Source organism: Lacipirellula limnantheis, from assembly GCF_007746075.1.
GTDB classification, from domain to species: Bacteria; Planctomycetota; Planctomycetia; order Pirellulales; family Lacipirellulaceae; genus Lacipirellula; species Lacipirellula limnantheis.
This window is the reverse complement of sequence record NZ_CP036339.1, coordinates 1,425,740-1,441,866: the sequence shown is the minus strand read 5'-3', so window position 1 is coordinate 1,441,866 and position 16,127 is coordinate 1,425,740. Positions and strand designations below refer to the sequence as shown.

General features: G+C 63.3%; 14 protein-coding genes and 2 tRNA genes. 4 read left to right on the top strand and 12 right to left on the bottom strand.

All coding sequences use genetic code 11. The features are described from left to right. Window positions 1-77 precede the first annotated feature (77 nt). The 4 genes from I41_RS05525 to I41_RS27070 form a co-directional block, all read right to left on the bottom strand. Entirely contained in the window at window positions 78-554 is a 477-nt protein-coding gene (locus I41_RS05525; RefSeq protein WP_145431593.1) for a hypothetical protein, read from the bottom strand. Further along, window positions 551-1,555, bottom strand: coding sequence for a DUF1559 domain-containing protein (locus I41_RS05520; RefSeq protein ID WP_391524838.1), 1,005 nt, complete (start codon window positions 1,553-1,555; stop codon window positions 551-553). The genes I41_RS05525 and I41_RS05520 overlap by 4 nt, the downstream gene beginning before the upstream one ends. A gap of 266 nt (window positions 1,556-1,821) precedes the next feature. Next, window positions 1,822-2,613 (bottom strand): Nif3-like dinuclear metal center hexameric protein, encoded by a 792-nt coding sequence (locus I41_RS05515; RefSeq protein ID WP_145431592.1) that lies wholly within the window; start codon window positions 2,611-2,613, stop codon window positions 1,822-1,824. Window positions 2,614-2,901: 288 nt separating this feature from the next. After that, entirely contained in the window at window positions 2,902-5,520 is a 2,619-nt protein-coding gene (locus I41_RS27070; protein ID WP_210421117.1) for a COG1470 family protein, read from the bottom strand. Window positions 5,521-5,601: 81 nt separating this feature from the next. Here I41_RS27070 and I41_RS05505 point away from each other — a divergent pair, with 81 nt between their 5' ends. Further along, the gene (locus I41_RS05505; RefSeq protein ID WP_168206712.1) at window positions 5,602-6,318 is read left to right on the top strand and encodes a sugar phosphate isomerase/epimerase family protein; all 717 of its coding nucleotides are present in this window, start codon (window positions 5,602-5,604) and stop codon (window positions 6,316-6,318) included. Between the two features lie 341 nt (window positions 6,319-6,659). Here the strand turns inward: I41_RS05505 and I41_RS05500 are convergent. Next, a tRNA-Val gene (locus I41_RS05500) sits at window positions 6,660-6,733 on the bottom strand. 248 nt (window positions 6,734-6,981) lie between these two features. Here I41_RS05500 and I41_RS05495 point away from each other — a divergent pair. Next, window positions 6,982-7,054 (top strand) — tRNA-Ala (locus I41_RS05495). Between the two features lie 74 nt (window positions 7,055-7,128). After that, window positions 7,129-8,265 (top strand): radical SAM family heme chaperone HemW, encoded by a 1,137-nt coding sequence (gene hemW, locus I41_RS05490; RefSeq protein ID WP_145431590.1) that lies wholly within the window; start codon window positions 7,129-7,131, stop codon window positions 8,263-8,265. A gap of 40 nt (window positions 8,266-8,305) precedes the next feature. Here the strand turns inward: hemW and I41_RS05485 are convergent, their stop codons facing one another. Both I41_RS05485 and I41_RS05480 read right to left on the bottom strand, forming a co-directional pair. Then, on the bottom strand, window positions 8,306-8,872 hold the full coding sequence (locus I41_RS05485; protein ID WP_246133809.1) for a hypothetical protein: 567 nt from the start codon (window positions 8,870-8,872) through the stop codon (window positions 8,306-8,308). 425 nt (window positions 8,873-9,297) lie between these two features. Next, on the bottom strand, window positions 9,298-10,158 hold the full coding sequence (locus tag I41_RS05480; protein ID WP_145431588.1) for a uracil-DNA glycosylase: 861 nt from the start codon (window positions 10,156-10,158) through the stop codon (window positions 9,298-9,300). A 149-nt stretch (window positions 10,159-10,307) separates the two neighbouring features. Between I41_RS05480 and der the strand changes: the two genes are divergently transcribed. After that, the gene (gene der / locus I41_RS05475) at window positions 10,308-11,708 is read left to right on the top strand and encodes a ribosome biogenesis GTPase Der (RefSeq protein WP_145431587.1); all 1,401 of its coding nucleotides are present in this window, start codon (window positions 10,308-10,310) and stop codon (window positions 11,706-11,708) included. 150 nt (window positions 11,709-11,858) lie between these two features. Here der and I41_RS27065 read toward each other — a convergent pair whose 3' ends face one another. From I41_RS27065 to I41_RS05455, 5 genes are all read right to left on the bottom strand, one after another. After that, on the bottom strand, window positions 11,859-12,035 hold the full coding sequence (locus I41_RS27065) for a hypothetical protein (protein WP_168206711.1): 177 nt from the start codon (window positions 12,033-12,035) through the stop codon (window positions 11,859-11,861). Window positions 12,036-12,342: 307 nt separating this feature from the next. Next, entirely contained in the window at window positions 12,343-13,332 is a 990-nt protein-coding gene (gene fliG / locus I41_RS05470) for a flagellar motor switch protein FliG (protein WP_145431586.1), read from the bottom strand. A gap of 153 nt (window positions 13,333-13,485) precedes the next feature. Continuing rightward, a complete protein-coding gene (locus tag I41_RS05465) occupies window positions 13,486-14,016 on the bottom strand; it encodes a 6-pyruvoyl trahydropterin synthase family protein (RefSeq protein ID WP_145431585.1) in 531 nt (176 codons plus the stop codon). After that, window positions 14,009-14,914 (bottom strand): triphosphoribosyl-dephospho-CoA synthase, encoded by a 906-nt coding sequence (locus I41_RS05460; RefSeq protein ID WP_145431584.1) that lies wholly within the window; start codon window positions 14,912-14,914, stop codon window positions 14,009-14,011. The genes I41_RS05465 and I41_RS05460 overlap by 8 nt, the downstream gene beginning before the upstream one ends. Next, window positions 14,911-15,828, bottom strand: a complete 918-nt coding sequence (locus I41_RS05455) for an alpha/beta fold hydrolase (protein ID WP_246133808.1) — start codon at window positions 15,826-15,828, stop codon at window positions 14,911-14,913. Before I41_RS05455 ends, I41_RS05460 begins: the two co-directional genes overlap by 4 nt. Window positions 15,829-16,127: the final 299 nt, after the last annotated feature.

The following is a 16,127-nucleotide window of genomic DNA, read 5'->3' as shown; positions in this document are numbered from 1 at the left end:
ATTCACCGCGAGTTGGTGGCGTGAGCCCGAATTAGGTGAAGGCGCGTAACGACGTTCCCACGGCGATCTTCCGGCGTTTAGGGCCGCGGAATGTCCCAAGCAACTTCGACCGGATCGCCGTCGGCCGGGACGACGACCTCGAGTCCGCTGGTCGCCGCGGCTTGATACTTTTGCGGGAGGTAGCTTTTGGCGGGGGGGCCGCCCATCGTGGGCGGCACTTCCCACATCTCCAGTCCGACGCGGTAGGTTCCCGGCACGAGGCCGTCGCGATTGGGCTGGGTCGTGGCGCGGAAGTTTCCCTCCTTGTCGACGTCGGCCATCCCGGGGAGGCGAGGGTAGCCGGCAGCCGGTTCGACGGGGGCGAAGAAGATCATCCCTGGTCGACCCCACCCGCCGCCGGCGAGGGTGACGCGCCCCGTCACGGGCACGACGTCGGGCCCGCCGCCACCGCAACCCAGCAGCGAGAAGGCGATCATCAAGCAGGCGAACGCTCCCGCCAGCGAGTGAAACTGCCATATTGGAAACGATTGGAACGCGGGTCGCTGGAAGTTCATGGGATGCTCGCTGCCTCGCCCCCAGCACGGGTGCCAAGCTCGTTGACGACTCGGTAGTCGGTCGCCTCGGCAAGAAAATGAACGCTCGCATCGCCCATCGCGAAGTTAGCTCCAGAGGGGTGCATGCTCTTGAACCCGCAAGCGCGGGGCCAAGCGCCGTCGCGGGCGCCGGTGTCGCTCTCCATGTGATTGATGGGAACGGTCGTGCTGGACAATGGAAAATTGACGCAGAAGACGCAATTCCAAATGCAATGGTAGGGAAGCGTCTCAGCGAACATGATCGTTTGCGAAAGGCCGTCGGTCACCTCGGAAAACTTGTAACCGATGGGCAGACGCGTAAACATGCCCACCGAACTATCGCCGACGTTGGATGTGCAGCTCTCGTTTGGCGGTTTCGTCGCGATCGTGCCGAAGCTGCAGCCGCGACAGCAATATGACGGCGCGGGCTCGGGGCAGAAGGAGCAGCCGTCAGGCGACGTCGGGCCAAGGGAGCCGGTGTACCAAAGTCCCTGTGCTTGGGCTGGATTGTTGGTGCCGCCGCCGGCAACGAGGCGCGACTCGCCGCGGCCTTGCTTCAGGATCGGCTCGGACGACCGCTCGTCGCTGACGCAGGTGAAGACGGGCAGAACGGTCTCGCCGGCAACCTGATCATTGTTGCTGCCCGGCGTGCGGTTCCACATTGGCCGGCGGAAGTTGAAGCGATTGTACGCGGCCTGCTGCTCGAGGAAGGGAAGAATCTGCGAGGCCCAGGTGCCGTACTCGCCCGATTTGGTGGTGGCGGTGTACGTTGTACCAATGGGGAGCGACCGTTGCGAGCCCTCGAAGTTGTGCAGTGCGAGGCCGATCTGCTTCATGTTGTTGGTGCAGGCGTTGCGCCGCGCCGCCTCGCGCGCCGCCTGCACGGCCGGCAGCAACAGCGCGACAAGCACGCCGATGATCGCGATTACGACCAAGAGCTCAACAAGCGTGAACCCGCCCGCCAACTTCACACGGCGCTGCAGCACAAGACGCCCTCCAGAAACCAAGTTCGGCGCAAGAAGAGACCCGCGCCCGCTATCATCGCGGTCGCCAACCTGCCTTAGCGTAGGGCGGTGGAACTCGCAAAGTCAAGTACGATGGCGGCTGATGCCGATTTGCGCGATTTTGTTGCCCGCAGCGTCGTGAATGGTCATTTCGGCCTGTAGAGACAAGGAGCTGCGTACACGCACCTGCGCCCCGAACATGCAGTCGTACCCGCCGCGTTCTTGCCGCCGGAACGAAACCAGCGCTAGATCGCCTGCAGCGGATCGCGCTCGCTGCGGCTGGCCCAGACGTGGGCGCCAGCGAGTTGGTCGGTGAGGTAATCGGCCAGCGATAACAGGGCGAAGCGTTCGCTGGCAAAGTGACCGGTAACGAGCAGGCCCATGTCGCGGGCCTCGGCTTCGAGACAGGTGTGGAACGATGCCTCGCCGGTAACTAGCAAATCGCACTCAGCGACGATCGCGGCGTCTAGAAACGAGCCGCCGCTGCCGCAGGCGATCGCGACGCGGGCAATCGGCGCGTGCGGGTCGCCGGCCAGTTGAACGCCTTCAATGTTGAGGAAGGCCTTGGTTCGCTCCGCGAGCTCGCGCCGCGAGAGGGGCTCGCCAATGAGGCCGTAGCGCCCTGAGCCTTCCTCGGGATCGCCGCTGGGGGCTGGTTTGAGCGGGGCGATTTCCTGCAGCCCCAGACCGATCGCCAAGTGTTGATTGATGCCGGCCGAAGCTGAGTCAAACGCCGTGTGGGGACTGTAGACGGCGATCGAATGGCGGATGAGATCGAGCAGTAGCCGGCCAACCGTGGTCGCGGGAGTGATCGTTCGAACCGGGTGGAAGGGAAGGGGGTGATGCGAGACGATCAAGTTGGCGCGCTGATCGATCGCCTCCTGCACCGTTGCCGGGGTGACTGTGAGGCAGGTCATCACGCGGTCGGCGGGCCATTGCTCATCGCCCACCAGTAGGCCGACGTTGTCCCACTCCTCGGCGAGCGCGAGGGGGGCGAGCTGTTTGAGGACTTGAGCGATGTCACCGACCGTGGGCATCTGTGACTTTCTAGTTGATCGTGGCTGCGAGAATGGAACCGCCATCGGCTCCAAGGAATACCGGGATTTTACCACGGCGGCGGGTTGAGGACGACAGGCGACGCTGCTCGCCAACAAAGAGATTAGCAGCGACTCACGCGAACCGGCGCGAATGAAAAAGTTTGTGTAAAGTTGTCTGCCATTCGCGTCAGTTTGCGTGGTTCGCGGTTATGCCTTTCTAACTGTTCCCGGTGGCGCCCTTCACGGTTCAATACTATGAATGCCAGCCGGGATGGCCGGCCTATTCGCCTACTGTTCCACGGTAAAACGGTGGTTGAGGACACGGCCGCCGTCGATTTCTTGGGCTCGCAGCCAGAACTCGGCGCCGATCAGTTCGGCGCCGTTGGGATAACGGTAAACCTTCACGTCGGGACTGGGGCCGAGGCGGGTGACCTGGGCCCGCTGCCGCCGTCGGCCGGGTGCGTAGAGCTGGCACTTGAAGTCGAGCGGGTCGGAGTTGAAATTGACCATCCGTTGCTCGACAACCAACGTGCCGTCTTCTTCGAGGCGGGTGTAGGTATCGAGTTCCAACTGGCCGTCGCCGACGATCAGGTTGCGATAGACGCTGAAGCGATACTGTCGTTCGCCGTCGACGACAAAGTCGATGCGCACCGGAGACGTGCCGCCCGTGGCGTCGAACGGCAGCGTGACTTGGATCGGTTTGGCAAACGATTCGCCGGCCGCGAGCTTGAAGTCGCTGCGGGCAGGGGTGATCTGCCAGCCCTCGGGGCCGACGATCTCAACCATGCCGCTAACCCCCTGCGGGAAGGAGTTATGCAGCTGCAGCTTGTTGTTGTGGGCAGCGCCAAAAATACTGGGGACGTGCTTCGCGGCGAATCGCGTCTCCATCCGCCAACGGGCGACGTACGGATTGAGGCCGAGCACGAAGCGCGGCAGGCGGTCGACTTTGACCAGCTGGCCATCGCCGCTCGCGTCGGCAAGTTCCTCGCGCCCCCAGACGTCGACGACGCGAACGTCGTCGCCCAGGTAGGCGATCTCCTCGCAGGGCTCGTCGCTCCAGACGACCATCAGGAACTCGCCCTGCTTGGTTTCAAACACGCGGTTCTGGCTGTCGCCTGGGAGGTCGATGCTGCCGACGAATTTCGCGCCGCCAAGGAGCGACGCGGCGGTCCGCCACGGCAGGAACAAGTCGCTCGGCGAGCCGGCGTTGTTCATCAGGCCGCGCTCGTCGTCGAAAGGTCGGGCCACGAAAATAGCGTCGGCCGCCTTGATTTTGGCGGCTAGCATTTGCTCGACCATGTCTCGCGTGCGCGACTCGAGGTCGTACTCGCCTCGCGGCAGCGGTTCGATCAGAACCCAGCGACGCGTCCCGGCGGGGTTCGGCAAATCGAGATAGGCGGCAATCTCCGGGCCGGTGAGCGCTGGGGCGGCGCTCATTTGCTCGAAGTTCCAGGGGAGCGAGACGCCGGCCAGGGCCTCCTGCGTCCAATCCCACCCGATGCCGAGGTTCACTTCCTGACCAAAGCGGAACAGCTTCTCGCGAAGATCAAGCACTTTGGCCTGGAGGTTCTCATCCGCGGCGAGACTGGCGTCGTCGTCGGCACCAAGCTGCCACCAACGCACGCGCATCGAGAGACGCGTCAGCACCGGATCGAGCAGCGGCAGCCAGGCGGAGGAATCAACGGCGAAGACGTCGGCGATGGCGGCGTCGGGGCTCAGGCGGCGGGCGAACTCGGCGCTGGCAGGCGGATGATCGATGACGCCCACCGTTTCGATGTCGGCGGCGGCGAGCTTTTCAGTTAACACGACCAAGTCGTCCCCTCGGCGAGGCTCCGCCGGGTCGTACCAAACAGGCAGCTTTACCCAGTTGATGGCGGCTTGCGGCAAGAGCTTGGCCAGGTTGTCGAGGCTGAGGGGAATTTCATCGCCCGCCAGCGACCAGCCGAACTCCCCCTCCGACGGTCGGGCCAGCGGCGGCGCGACGATCAGGTTGATGACGTCGCGTTTAAGCATTCCCTGTTCGGTTTCCATCGTCACCCGAACTTTGTAGAACCCGTGTTGACGAATCACCGGACGCCAGGTGGTGCTGCCGGCGTAAGCGACGTTTTGGTCGGGGTCGGGTTCGACGATTTCCGAGGCCTTGCTGCGTCGCTCGGTGATGACCCGACCTTCAAATTGCACGCGCCGGCCGTCGAGCCGCTGCATGCTCGCGTCGAGCAGTTCGAATAAGATATCCGGGTCGCTGTCCAAAATTCCGGACAGATCGCACTTGACTTCGACGTCGCTGGGATTGGTGTAGACGTTGTAGGCGCTGTTGCTCTCGATGGTCATCCGCGGCAGGCGGCCAAGCCAAACGCGGGCGAGCGACGCCTCGCCGGCGAGGTCCGTCAGTTCGCCTGGTTCCACGATGAAGGCAACCCGTGCCAATTGGACGCGGGGATCGGTGGGGCTGATTGGACCGATGTGACAGTCAACCCACCCGCCCGTGTTTTGGCGCCAAGGGCTGTCGACCGTTTCGATCACCTGCTTTTGCTCGTCGCAGAACTCCACCTGCAGCCGCACGCGGGCATGCTGTAAACCGCGAACGTCGAGCAGCGACTCGACTTTGTAGCTGAACTTTTCCGAGACCGACGCGCACGGGCTGAGCAGCTTCGCCCCGCCGCCGTTGACCTTGACGGTCAGGCGCGACCCGTTCGGCGCTGCTTCGTCGGCGACGATTCCCGCTTCCACGTATTTGGGCAAGCCCTCGCCAAAGACGCGTTGCCAGCGATCGGGCCAGCGGTCGTAGTTGAGGTCCCACGCTTGGCCGAAATCGCAGGCAAAGACCTCGACCGTGTCGGGATGTCGAGGCAGGCTCCCGGAAGGCCCCAAAAGGGCTAGAATCAGGAAGTGGGATAGCAGCGACATATCGAACCACAGGGAGCGGCGGTGATTGGCGTACGGATTGCCATACAGACGAAATGCCTGGCACAACCGCTGAGGCAAGCATTGCACACCGCCGGTCGACTGGACGCCGATGGGGTGCAGATCGACCTCCGCCAGGAGCTTCCGGTCGCCGAACTTTCCGACACGGCCCTGCGCCAGCTGCGGAAAATGCTGAACGATCTGAATTTACGGGTCGGGTCGGTCGCCTTTCCTACGCGTCGCGGGTTTGCCAATCCGGAGCAATTGGAGCGGCGCATCGAAGCGACGCTCGAGGCAATGCACGCCGCGTCGCGACTCGGTTCGCGAGTGATCCTGATCATGCTCGGCCCCTGCCCTGTCCTGGAGTCGGCAGAGCGCGCGACGCTGCTAGAGGCCCTCGGCACGCTCAGTGCGCACGGCAATCGGCTGGGCGTCGAACTCGCCCTGCAATCGACAGCGTCGCCCGAAGAACTCGCGAATCTGCTCGATGAATTGCCCGAAGGCGCGACCGGGCTGGATCTAAATCCGGCGGAGCTTGTGCTCAGCGGCGGATCGCCGCGCGAGTTCGTCGAACGGCTCGGCACGCGGGTGACTCACCTGTTCGCCAACGACGCGGTGCGCGGGTTCGGGTCGACCGGCGGCAGCGACGTCGAGTTAGGCCGCGGCGCGACGGATTTTCCCGAGTTGTTGGCAATGCTCGAAGAGCATGGTTACCGCGGCTGGGCGACGATCGAACGCCGCAGCTCCCGGCAACCGGTGGCCGACGTCGAGAACGCGGTGAGGTTCTTACGATCGCTGTAGGCGGCGCGCCACTGCGGCGACGTCCCTAACGATTCCCAAGATTCCAGAGCTGGGTCGGACTGGTCGCTTAAGCGACCAGTCCAATGCGGCGTCCACGCGCAAGCCGCGCAGCGCGAAGGCGAAAACGCTCCATGGAGAACGGAGCCGAGACGGAAGTGACCCTGCGGTACCCGACTACTTCTTGCGATGGCGGATCTTGGCGCGCATCCGTCGCTTCTTGCGACCTTGCTTTCGCCGACCCTTGCCTGACTTCTTGGTACCCAAAGGTAAACTCCGGTGCGTAATTCAGGCTGCCGCCTGACAAAATGAGATGCGCGCCAGGCGGAGTGCCTGACTAACAGTGGGCGATGAAGGGCTCGAACCTTCGACCCCCAGCTTGTCGAGCTGGTGCTCTAGCCAACTGAGCTAATCGCCCCCGACTTCGCTGCCCATGGGCAGCGAAGCGGAAGTCCCGAATTTTAGCACGCGAACTTCCGGCACGGAAGGGATATCGGCCGAGCCGTGAGCTGAAACTTTTCGGCGTCAGCCAGAGGTGTGCGGCGTCAAAGCCCGAGTGGACTGGTCGCTTAAGCGACCAATCCGGCCCCGCGGCGGGGTTTGCATGCGGTGGTCAGCGACGTGCCTAGACACCCTCAACCAGGCCCCCTAGAATCTGGGATTCTCGGGGCGGTAGCTCAGTTGGGAGAGCGCTGCGTTCGCAATGCAGAGGTCGAGGGTTCGACTCCCTTCCGCTCCACTGGCGGCCGATTTTTATCGGCCGCTCTTTTTTTTGCCGCGACGGCATGCGATCGCGGCAGCGAGGATTGAGGCATGCCCTCGGCCCCACCGCCCCCCCGCTCGGCGTACATTCACGTCCCGTTCTGCAAGTTTCGCTGCGGGTACTGCGACTTCGCGATCGTGGCTGATCGGGACGATTTGGTCGGGACCTATCTCCAGACGCTCGCGACGGAACTGAGCTGGCTCGGCGCGCCGCGAGAGGTCGACACGCTCTACTTCGGCGGCGGGACGCCGAGCCACCTCGATCCGGCGAGCTTGACCGCACTGTGCGAGATTGCCAAGCGGTGGCATCCTCTCGCCCAGGGCTATGAATGGACCGTCGAGGCAAACCCCGAAAGCCTCACGGCCGATCGCGTCGCTGTGCTCAGCGCTCAGGGCGCGACCAGGCTCAGCCTTGGCGTTCAGTCGCTCGACGACGCGAAGCTTCGCGCGCTTGAGCGAAATCACTCACGCCATGACGTCGTTCGCGCGATGGACTTGGCCCGCGCCGCTGAGATGCAGGTCTCGGTCGACCTCATGTTCGCCGCCCCGGGCGAGACGCTCGAACAATGGCGGCGCGATCTCGCCGCGGCGATCGAGCTGCGGCCCGACCACATTTCCACCTACGGCCTCACCTGGGAGCCGGGAGCGGCGTTCACTGCTCGCCGCGACAAAGGGCTGCTGCGCCCGCTCGACGAGGAACTTGAGCGCGCGATGTACTCCCAGGCGATCGAGCGGCTGACTGACGCTGGATTCGAGCACTACGAAGTCTCGAACTTTGCGCTTGCCGGCCGGCGGAGTCGTCACAACGAAGTCTATTGGGCGGGGAGCGAGTACTTCGCCGCCGGCCCGGGCGCCGCCCGCTACGTCGATGGCGTGCGATCGACGAATCATCGCAGCACGACGACTTATTTGAAGCGCGTGCAAACGGGCGTTTCAGCGATCTTCGAGCAAGAAGAACTCGCGCCAGAACAGCGAGCCCGCGAACTTCTCGTCCTGGGGCTACGCCGGCTGGAAGGGGTGCAGCGCTCGACGTTCGCCATGAAGTCGGGATTCGAGATGGATCAGCTCGCCGGCAGAGCCATTGGCAAGTTCGTTGAACTTGGCTTGCTCAGCGACGATGGCTCGCGGGTTAAATTGACTCGCGAGGGGCTGTTTGTCAGCGATGCGCTATGGCCGGAGTTGCTTTAGCCGTCGGCGGAGCCGGGCCTGCAATGCATCGACGCGGAGCCTACAGCGGCGCCCTTGGCAAATCGCGCGGAAACGGCGGATCGTCGATTGGCGGCAGATAACCGTCGGTCTCTTCCGCCCACATCCGCCGCTCCTCCTCGTTGGCGTAATAGCGGAGCCAAGCATCCGGATCGCCGTCGGTGTTAGCGCAGTCCCAGTGCAGGTAATTGCTCTGTCGGCGGATCATCTTCTCGTGCGACGGCAAAATGTCGCGATAGATAAGACAGTACAGCTGCCGGTCGGTCAGATGATCCGTAAAGTCGAGCACGACGTGCTTTTCGTACAGGCGCCCCACCGTCTGGTAAAGATAATCTCGAACCTGCTGGTCGCTGAGATCGTCGGGGTGCGGCAGTTCGAGTTTCGGCTGAAACCATTCGCAAATCGGCAGAATCGGCGCCCGCTCCCATTCGAGCATCGATTCCAGAAAATCGTTCTCCGCCCCGGTGGTCATCACATGAACATTGACTCGATTGATCGATTCGTCGAACAGCGGCTCCAGCGCGTCGCGCAGCTGCGCGTTTCGCAGGAGGTGCTCAACTTCGTCGGAGCGCGGGGAGTTGGGGAGCATCATATTCAGAGCGTGCCGCACGCGGAAAACGAAGAATTCCCAAAAGCAAACGAGTCTCGCAGCAATTCGGCGAAAAGCAGACTTTCGCCGGCTGGCCGGGCAAGGGGCGATGTCATCGCGTTGCGGCCACGACATCGACTCTAACAACGGCAAACTGCTGTGAGAATAGTTCTGCAGTCTGATTCGGCCCGACTTCAAGAAAGGTGAAAACTATCACCGTTACGACCCGCAATGTTGCCCTAGCCTGCCGAGGATGCTATCGACGAATCGAACGGTTGAGGGCAGTTTGTCGCTGGGAGGGCTGATGTCCTGCGGGCGTCATTCTGAGCGGAGCGAAGAATCTAGAGCTCGCGGGCGCCGTCAGATCCTTCGCTCCGCTCAGGATGACGATTATCTCGCCTCTCGATTATCCCGCCCCTCAAAGCTCAATCCACCGGCGTGCCGAGCTCGCGCATCAGTAGCTTCATGTCTTCCCACGTCTGCTTCTTCGCCGAGGGGTTTCGCAGCAGATACGCCGGATGATAGGTGCAAACGACTTTCACGCCGCGAAACTGATGCACCTTGCCACGCAACCGGCCGATGGTCTCCGTGGTTTCCAGCAGATTCTGTGCAGCAACCGACCCGAGACAGCAAATGAACTCGGGCTGGATGAGCTGGAGTTGCCGATTGAGATATCGCCGGCAATTCAGCGATTCTTCGGGGAGCGGGTTGCGATTTCCCGGCGGGCGACATTTCAATACATTCAGGATGTAAACATCCTCTCGGCGGAGCTTGCACGCCTCGAGGATTTTGTTGAGCAACTGCCCTGCCCTGCCGACAAACGGTTCGCCTTGCTTGTCTTCGTCGGCGCCGGGGGCTTCCCCGAGGAAACAGAGCCTCGCCTGCGGATCGCCGACCCCGAACACGGTTTGCGTTCGCGTCGCCGCCAGTTCGTGGCAACGGGTGCACTCGGCTACCTCCTGAGCCAAAATTCTCAGCGTTTTCGCCGGCGAGACGTCGTTGGCCGCGTCGCTCGGCACGACGGTCGTTGCGGCTCCGCCGGCCGTCTCGTTTTTGCCCTCAGCCAATTCCTCCGTGAACAGTGCCGTTGTGACGCCGATAGCAGCCGCCGGTTCACGCGCCGCCGCTGCGGAGGCGTTTTCCGCGGCCAATTCGCGCCATTTGGCCAAGGTCCTACGCCCATCGGGGAGCTGGCGGACGCCGGCGCCCGCGAGGCTCTCCAGCGTCTGCCGCAGGGCGTGACGCACCCGATCGTTATCTGCCGGCGGCAGCGGCGCGTGGGTCATGGCGAGAAATCTCCTAACAATCCTGTAAGGCCAGTTATAGGGGCAAACCAAGCCGCCGAAAGGGGTCGGCGGCGCGGACGACGCTACTCGCTGCCTGCCCCATCGACTATGATAGGTACTCCCTCGCCCCGCTTGAGAAGTCGCTCCCCATGGCCGTCCCCAAAGTCGTCATCGTCGGCCGCCCAAATGTCGGCAAGAGCAGCGTCTTCAATTGGCTGGCCGGCATACGGCTCGCCATTGTCGAAGATCGCCCCGGCGTGACGCGTGATCGCGTCGATTACCTCACCGAGCACGAGGGCCGCTACTTCGAGCTCGTCGACACGGGCGGCATTGGCATACAGGACGAGGACAATCTTACGAAGCACATCGAAGAGCAGATCCAAACCGCCATCGACTCAGCGGCGGTCATTCTCTTCGTCGTCGATACCCGCGCGGGACTGATGCCGCTCGACGAGGAGGTCGGTCGCCGCTTGCGCGACGTCGAAGTGCCGGTCCTCTGCATCGCCAACAAGACCGACGACGAGAAAATGGACGTGCAAACGTCCGACTTCTATCGCCTCGGTCGCGGCAAGATCGTGCCGGTCAGCACCAAGCAGAACCGCAATCGAACGGTGCTGCTGAATATGATCGTCGAACGGCTGCCGCCTGAATCCGAAGGCGACGGCCCCCAAGCCGAGCCGGAGATGAAGGTGGCGATCGTCGGCCGCCGCAATGTCGGCAAGAGCACCTTCGTCAACACGCTCGCACAAGCGGAACGGATGATCGTCAGCGAGATCCCGGGCACGACCCGCGACAGCGTCGACGTGCGGTTCGAGCTCGACGGCAAGGGTTTTGTCGCAATCGACACCCCCGGCATTCGTCGCACGAAAAGTCAGGGAGCCTCGATCGATTTTTATGGCGCCCATCGTGCACACCGCAGTATTCGTCGGGCCGACGTGGTGCTGCTGTTCCTTGACGCCACGCAAAAGATCAGCAAGGTCGACAAGCAGCTCTGCGAATATATCGGCGAAGAATACAAGCCGGTGATCTTTGTCGTGAATAAGTGGGACCAATTGGTTAAGTCAATGCCGACCGAGAAATGGGTGCGGTATCTGAACGACAGTTTTCGGGCCCAACGTTACGCACCGATTGCGTTTATCACGGGGCAGACCGGCAAGAATGTGAAAGCGCTGCTGAATCACGCCCAGATGCTGTTCAAGCAGTCGCGGCAGCGAGTGACGACGGGACAACTCAACCGGATGTTGAAAGAGGCGCTGCAACGCACGCCGCCGCCGTTGTTTCAGGGCCGCCGTCCGAAGATTTACTATGCGACCCAGGTGAGTTCCCAGCCGCCGACGATCGTGCTTTTCTGCAACGATCCGGCGTCGATCTCGAAGCCCTATCAGCGGTACCTGCTTTCCGCGGTGCGGGAGCATATGCACTTCGAAGAGGTGCCAATCAAGCTTTATCTACGCCGCCGCCAAGCGAGCGACACGCGCGACGATACGGGCGCGGACGAGATCGGTCCGATCGTCGACTTGGGCGAGGATCAACCGATTCACGTGGAATAGGGGTTCGCGATGCCTTGGCGGTCACCGCAGCGACGATGAACCCAAGCGGACTGGCCGAACCAAACAGAGCACGGCCAAGTTGTCAGGCCATTTAGCCGCGGGCGATAGCCCGCGCACCCCGCACGGACGCCCCAAGCGTACACGCAGAGGTCATTCCGCGAACGCACTAGAAGTGCGGCGCTCGCCGCTGACCGCGACCTTGCCGGAGCCGCTCTTGTGGTGGCGGGTCGCGTAATCGGCCCAGACAGCGCCGAGGCCGACCGTCCAGGCCAGCACAAGGCACAGCAGTTCGCCGAATCCGGAATACTCCCGCCAGTCCTGTCGCATAACGCCTTGCCTGGACACCCTTGTCCAACTCGCTCCGTCGAACTCCGCCTACCGAACTACAGGATCGCCGCGGCCAGCAGCACGACCCTGCCAAGCGGGAAGTAGAGCGAAATCGTTAAGGTTCCGCAAGCACAAGATGAAGGCCGCTAGCAGCGCCGCGAGGCGGCGGGCGTCCGTCGGCAGTGGCCAGTTGCTGCTGTCGCAGGGGCATGCAGCCACCGCTTTCAGCAACTGACAACTGACTACGAACCACTGACAATCGCCCGCCGATTGGCGGAATCCGCGCGAAAAGCCCCCCGCCGGCGGGTTATTGCACCAACGCTTCCTGCTCGCCGCCCGGATTAAGCTCGAGTTCGCCCGAGTCCTCGAGCCGCCGGACGATGTCGACGATTTCCTGCTGTTTCGCCTCGACCGCCGAGAGTTTGACCGGGCCGAGGTAGCCAATTTCCTCCTTCAGCATGTCGGCGGCGCGGGTCGACATGTTTTTGAAGACTTTGTCCCGCAACTCGTTGCTGCACCCCTTGAGGGCCGTCGCCCACTGGGAGGTCTCCACGTTCTTCATGACGATCTGCAGATCTTTGTCGTTGAACTTTGACAAATCCTCGAAGACGAACATCAGGCGCCGGATTTCCTCGACCAGTTCGGCGTCTTCCAGGGAGAGCTGTTCCATCAACTGCCGCTCCGTCGCCCGATCGGCCACGTTGAGCATTTCGGCCACCGCGCCGACGCCGCCGGCGTTTTCGAAGCTCTGGCTCATGACGCTCGACATGCGGCGCTCCAGGCCGAGCTCGACTTCCTTGATGATGTCTGGGCTCGTCTGGCCCATCTGGGCGATTCGCTGGACGACCGAAATCTGACGTTCCGGCGGGAGACCGGCGAGGATTGCCGCGCCGGCCGCCGCCGGTAGGTGCGAAAGGACCAGCGCGATCGTCTGAGGGTGCTCGTCGATGACGTAAGTGAGGATGTTCTGGCTGTCGATGTTCCGCAGAAACGCGAAGGGGACTTCTTCGATGGCCTGCCGGATCGTGTCGAGCGTCCCGGTGGCGTTCTTGCCGAAGGCTTTCTGGACGAGGTTCTTCGCGCGGTCGAGTCCGCCGCCGTCGGCAGTCGCCGCGGGGTTCGACTCGGCGAACTGCACGATGATCTGCTCCTGCTCCTCGGCCGACACCGATTTGAGCTTGGCGATCTCGATCGAGACCATCTCGACCTGCTTCGGTTCGAGCCGCTGGAGGATGTCCGCCGCTTCCTCCTCGGGAAGCGTGGTGAGCAGCACGGCCGCTTTGCGAATATCACCCATGGAGCGAACGACTCGAGCCGAGCCCAACGGAGGCAGTGAGGCAACTCGCCGCGACGCGCGCAGGTTGCCGTATTGCTACCATCGTCTCGACGCGTCGCGTGACTTGACGCGCTCGGACGCCCCATGGCTTCGGCCCGGCAGCCCGGACAATCGCTACGGATTGCCATTTGCTCGGACTTCGCCATCGGCCCGCCAGCGGTAAACGCCCCACTGGCCGTCGCACTCGTCGACGCCGAGTTCCACGGAAGCGAGAGCGGCCCGCACCGCAGGACCGAGCAACGCTAAGGTTTCCTCTGCGATATGCTTGGCGAGCAACTCCGCCGTGGTATTTTCGACGTCGAGCAGTACGCAGTCTTGCCGGGGGAAGACCCACCGCCGCATGCCGTGGGTGGCGACGACTTCGCCCTGCTCGCCGCCGGATTGTTCGACGACGTTGATCGTTGGATGCCGCAGCGGCAGGACGACCCGATGGTCCAACTGGTCGACGACCTTCTGCAGCGCATCTCGTAGCGCGATGAAGTCGACGACGTACCGATTTTGGTTGAGGGGTCCCTCGACCTCGCAGTAGACGTGATAGTTGTGCCCGTGGATCGGTTCGCAGACGTCGTCGCCGTAGGTGATGAAGTGAGCCGTGCTAAAGACGAGCCGCTCTTTCTGAATGCGGACGCGATAGATTTCAGTCATCGTTCGCCGCCTCTCCATAGAATTTAACCGGGCAAGCGAGACGATTCTCACGTAGTAACGCGAACAGGGCCGCCGCGATGACGTCGGCCGTCGTGCCCGGGTTGCGGCGGTGGCCGTCGGCGCGAAGCCAGAAGTCGTACTCGGCCCGTACCGCATGGAACGCATCGTCGCCGTGCCGTCGGGAGTCAAGAATCGTCGCGGCGTGCTGCGAGACCTCCTGAGCGGCGTCGAGGCCGGCCTTGCGAGCAATCAGCGAATCGGGCTCCGCCGCGAGGAGTTCTAGGAAGGCGATCACGATCGCCTCGCCGAGGGGCTGCCCGTCTGCGACGTGCTGTTCGATACGGTCGGCGGTGCGAAAGACTTCGAGGAAGCCGTTCACGTATTGGCGAGCGATCAAATCGCGATCGGCCGCCAGCGCCATGGACTCACGGAGCGTGAGGCCGACCGGCGGCGGCTCGTGGACGTCGGCCTCGGCGACTTCGCCCATGCCGCCTGGTTGCGAGAGGGGGATCGCCTCGTAGACGGCGCACGTGTCTGCGTAGTCGAGGGTGGCGAGGATAGAGTCGATGTTCTCTCTAAGCGGCAAGCCGTTGGGGATCGCCGCCAAGGGAGCGATCAGCAGGAGCATGCCGAGGTTGGTGTTCGTGGCGACGGCGGCGCGGGTGGCGGCGACGGCGGCGAGGATCGTGGCGCCGACCCCTTGCTCGCGGGTGCGGTCGATAATCGGCCCGATGACCGTGGCGCTCGTTAGGAAGTCGACGTAGGTGAGATCGTCAAAATCAGCGCCGCGGTAGACGTTGCCGGGCTTTGCCGCGGTCGCTTCCCAGATGCAGGCGAGCGTGGCGCAGCCGCCAAGCGTCAGGGGCGGCGCGGCGAGTTGTCGAGACGTCGCGGTCATGGGTCGGTTCGGTCGAGAAAGCCCCGTACCGCCTCCTCGGCCTCGTCGGGGGCGTCCTCGACGACCCAGTGGCCGACATCGGAAAGTCGCACCACGTCAGCGTCGGGCCACTCCTCGACGAACCGGGTGAGACATTGCGTATTGAAACACCAGTCGCGTTCGCCCCAGACGAGCAGAGTCGGCAGGTCGGCCAGCTGCGGAAGCTTTCGCTCGATCGCCTCGAGGGTTTGCCAGGTCGGATGGCGATCGCTCGACGGGATGTCGCGGACGAACTGGTAGACCGCTGCTCGTCGCCGCCAGGAGTTGTAGGGCGCGAGGTAACCCGCGCGGACGGCCGCCTCCAAACCGCCTTTGCGTGCGAGGGTCATCGTCAGCGCGGCGCGCGAAAAGGCGTTGGCGCCTTGCACCAACAGCCGCCCGAACAGCGGGCCGCGACATGCCCGAATCCGCCAAGGGATGAACCAGGGTCGAAAGGCCCCCGTGTTGAAGAGGACGATGCGCTCGAATCGATCCCGCTCGGCGAGCAACGTGCCGAGGCCAATGGCGCCGCCCCAATCCTGGGCGACGAGCGTCACCCGCCGCAAGTCGAGCGTTGCGACGAGTTTCTGCAGGTTCGCGATATGGTCCGCGAGCCGCAGCGGTCGCGGCTGGAGGTCGCTCAACCCGCAGCCGAGGTGGTCGGGGGCGACGCAGCGGTACTGGCCGCGGAGGGATTGGATCAGACGCCGCCAGTGGAACGACCAGGTCGGATTGCCGTGCACGAACAGCAAGGTTCGCTCGGCGTCGCGGGGGCCTTCATCGAGGTAGTGAAGCCGGCGGTCATTGACGAACATCCAGCGCGACTCGAACGGGTAGAGCGCGCGCCAGGGGGCGTCAGGGGGGGCGGCGTCGGCGACGGCGGGTTGGATGCTCAAGGAAGCAGCAACGAGGGTTGCGTTCTGTCCAAATCGCAAAGTCGATTGGCGCGGACAAAACTCCCCGTTCGCTCGGCGGCGACGGGCAAAGGGGTCGAGTTTTATCGCGTGGCCGAGCATCGTCGTTTTGGCACAAAAGGGTGGACAAAACGAGGCTTGTGACCTCGTAGAAAAAATGACGCGGGACCTGTCGTCATGGACCGGGAAATGTGCGAGCCCAAGGTGCTGAGCGGGGAACATTTGCCGCTCGGTTGCCGCTCGGTGCTCACGATTCAGCCTAGCGGCTGGGAGGTCGGCTC

What these genes read in the sequence shown, in the direction of transcription:
- I41_RS05525 (WP_145431593.1), bottom strand. Translation starts at nt 554, where the DNA reads ATGAACTTCCAGCGACCCGCGTTCCAATCGTTTCCAATATGGCAGTTT.
- I41_RS05515 (WP_145431592.1), bottom strand. Translation starts at nt 2,613, where the DNA reads ATGCCCACGGTCGGTGACATCGCTCAAGTCCTCAAACAGCTCGCCCCC.
- I41_RS27070 (WP_210421117.1), bottom strand. Translation starts at nt 5,520, where the DNA reads ATGTCGCTGCTATCCCACTTCCTGATTCTAGCCCTTTTGGGGCCTTCC.
- hemW (WP_145431590.1), top strand. Translation starts at nt 7,129, where the DNA reads ATGCCCTCGGCCCCACCGCCCCCCCGCTCGGCGTACATTCACGTCCCG.
- I41_RS05485 (WP_246133809.1), bottom strand. Translation starts at nt 8,872, where the DNA reads ATGCTCCCCAACTCCCCGCGCTCCGACGAAGTTGAGCACCTCCTGCGA.
- I41_RS05480 (WP_145431588.1), bottom strand. Translation starts at nt 10,158, where the DNA reads ATGACCCACGCGCCGCTGCCGCCGGCAGATAACGATCGGGTGCGTCAC.
- der (WP_145431587.1), top strand. Translation starts at nt 10,308, where the DNA reads ATGGCCGTCCCCAAAGTCGTCATCGTCGGCCGCCCAAATGTCGGCAAG.
- I41_RS27065 (WP_168206711.1), bottom strand. Translation starts at nt 12,035, where the DNA reads ATGCGACAGGACTGGCGGGAGTATTCCGGATTCGGCGAACTGCTGTGC.
- fliG (WP_145431586.1), bottom strand. Translation starts at nt 13,332, where the DNA reads ATGGGTGATATTCGCAAAGCGGCCGTGCTGCTCACCACGCTTCCCGAG.
- I41_RS05465 (WP_145431585.1), bottom strand. Translation starts at nt 14,016, where the DNA reads ATGACTGAAATCTATCGCGTCCGCATTCAGAAAGAGCGGCTCGTCTTT.
- I41_RS05460 (WP_145431584.1), bottom strand. Translation starts at nt 14,914, where the DNA reads ATGACCGCGACGTCTCGACAACTCGCCGCGCCGCCCCTGACGCTTGGC.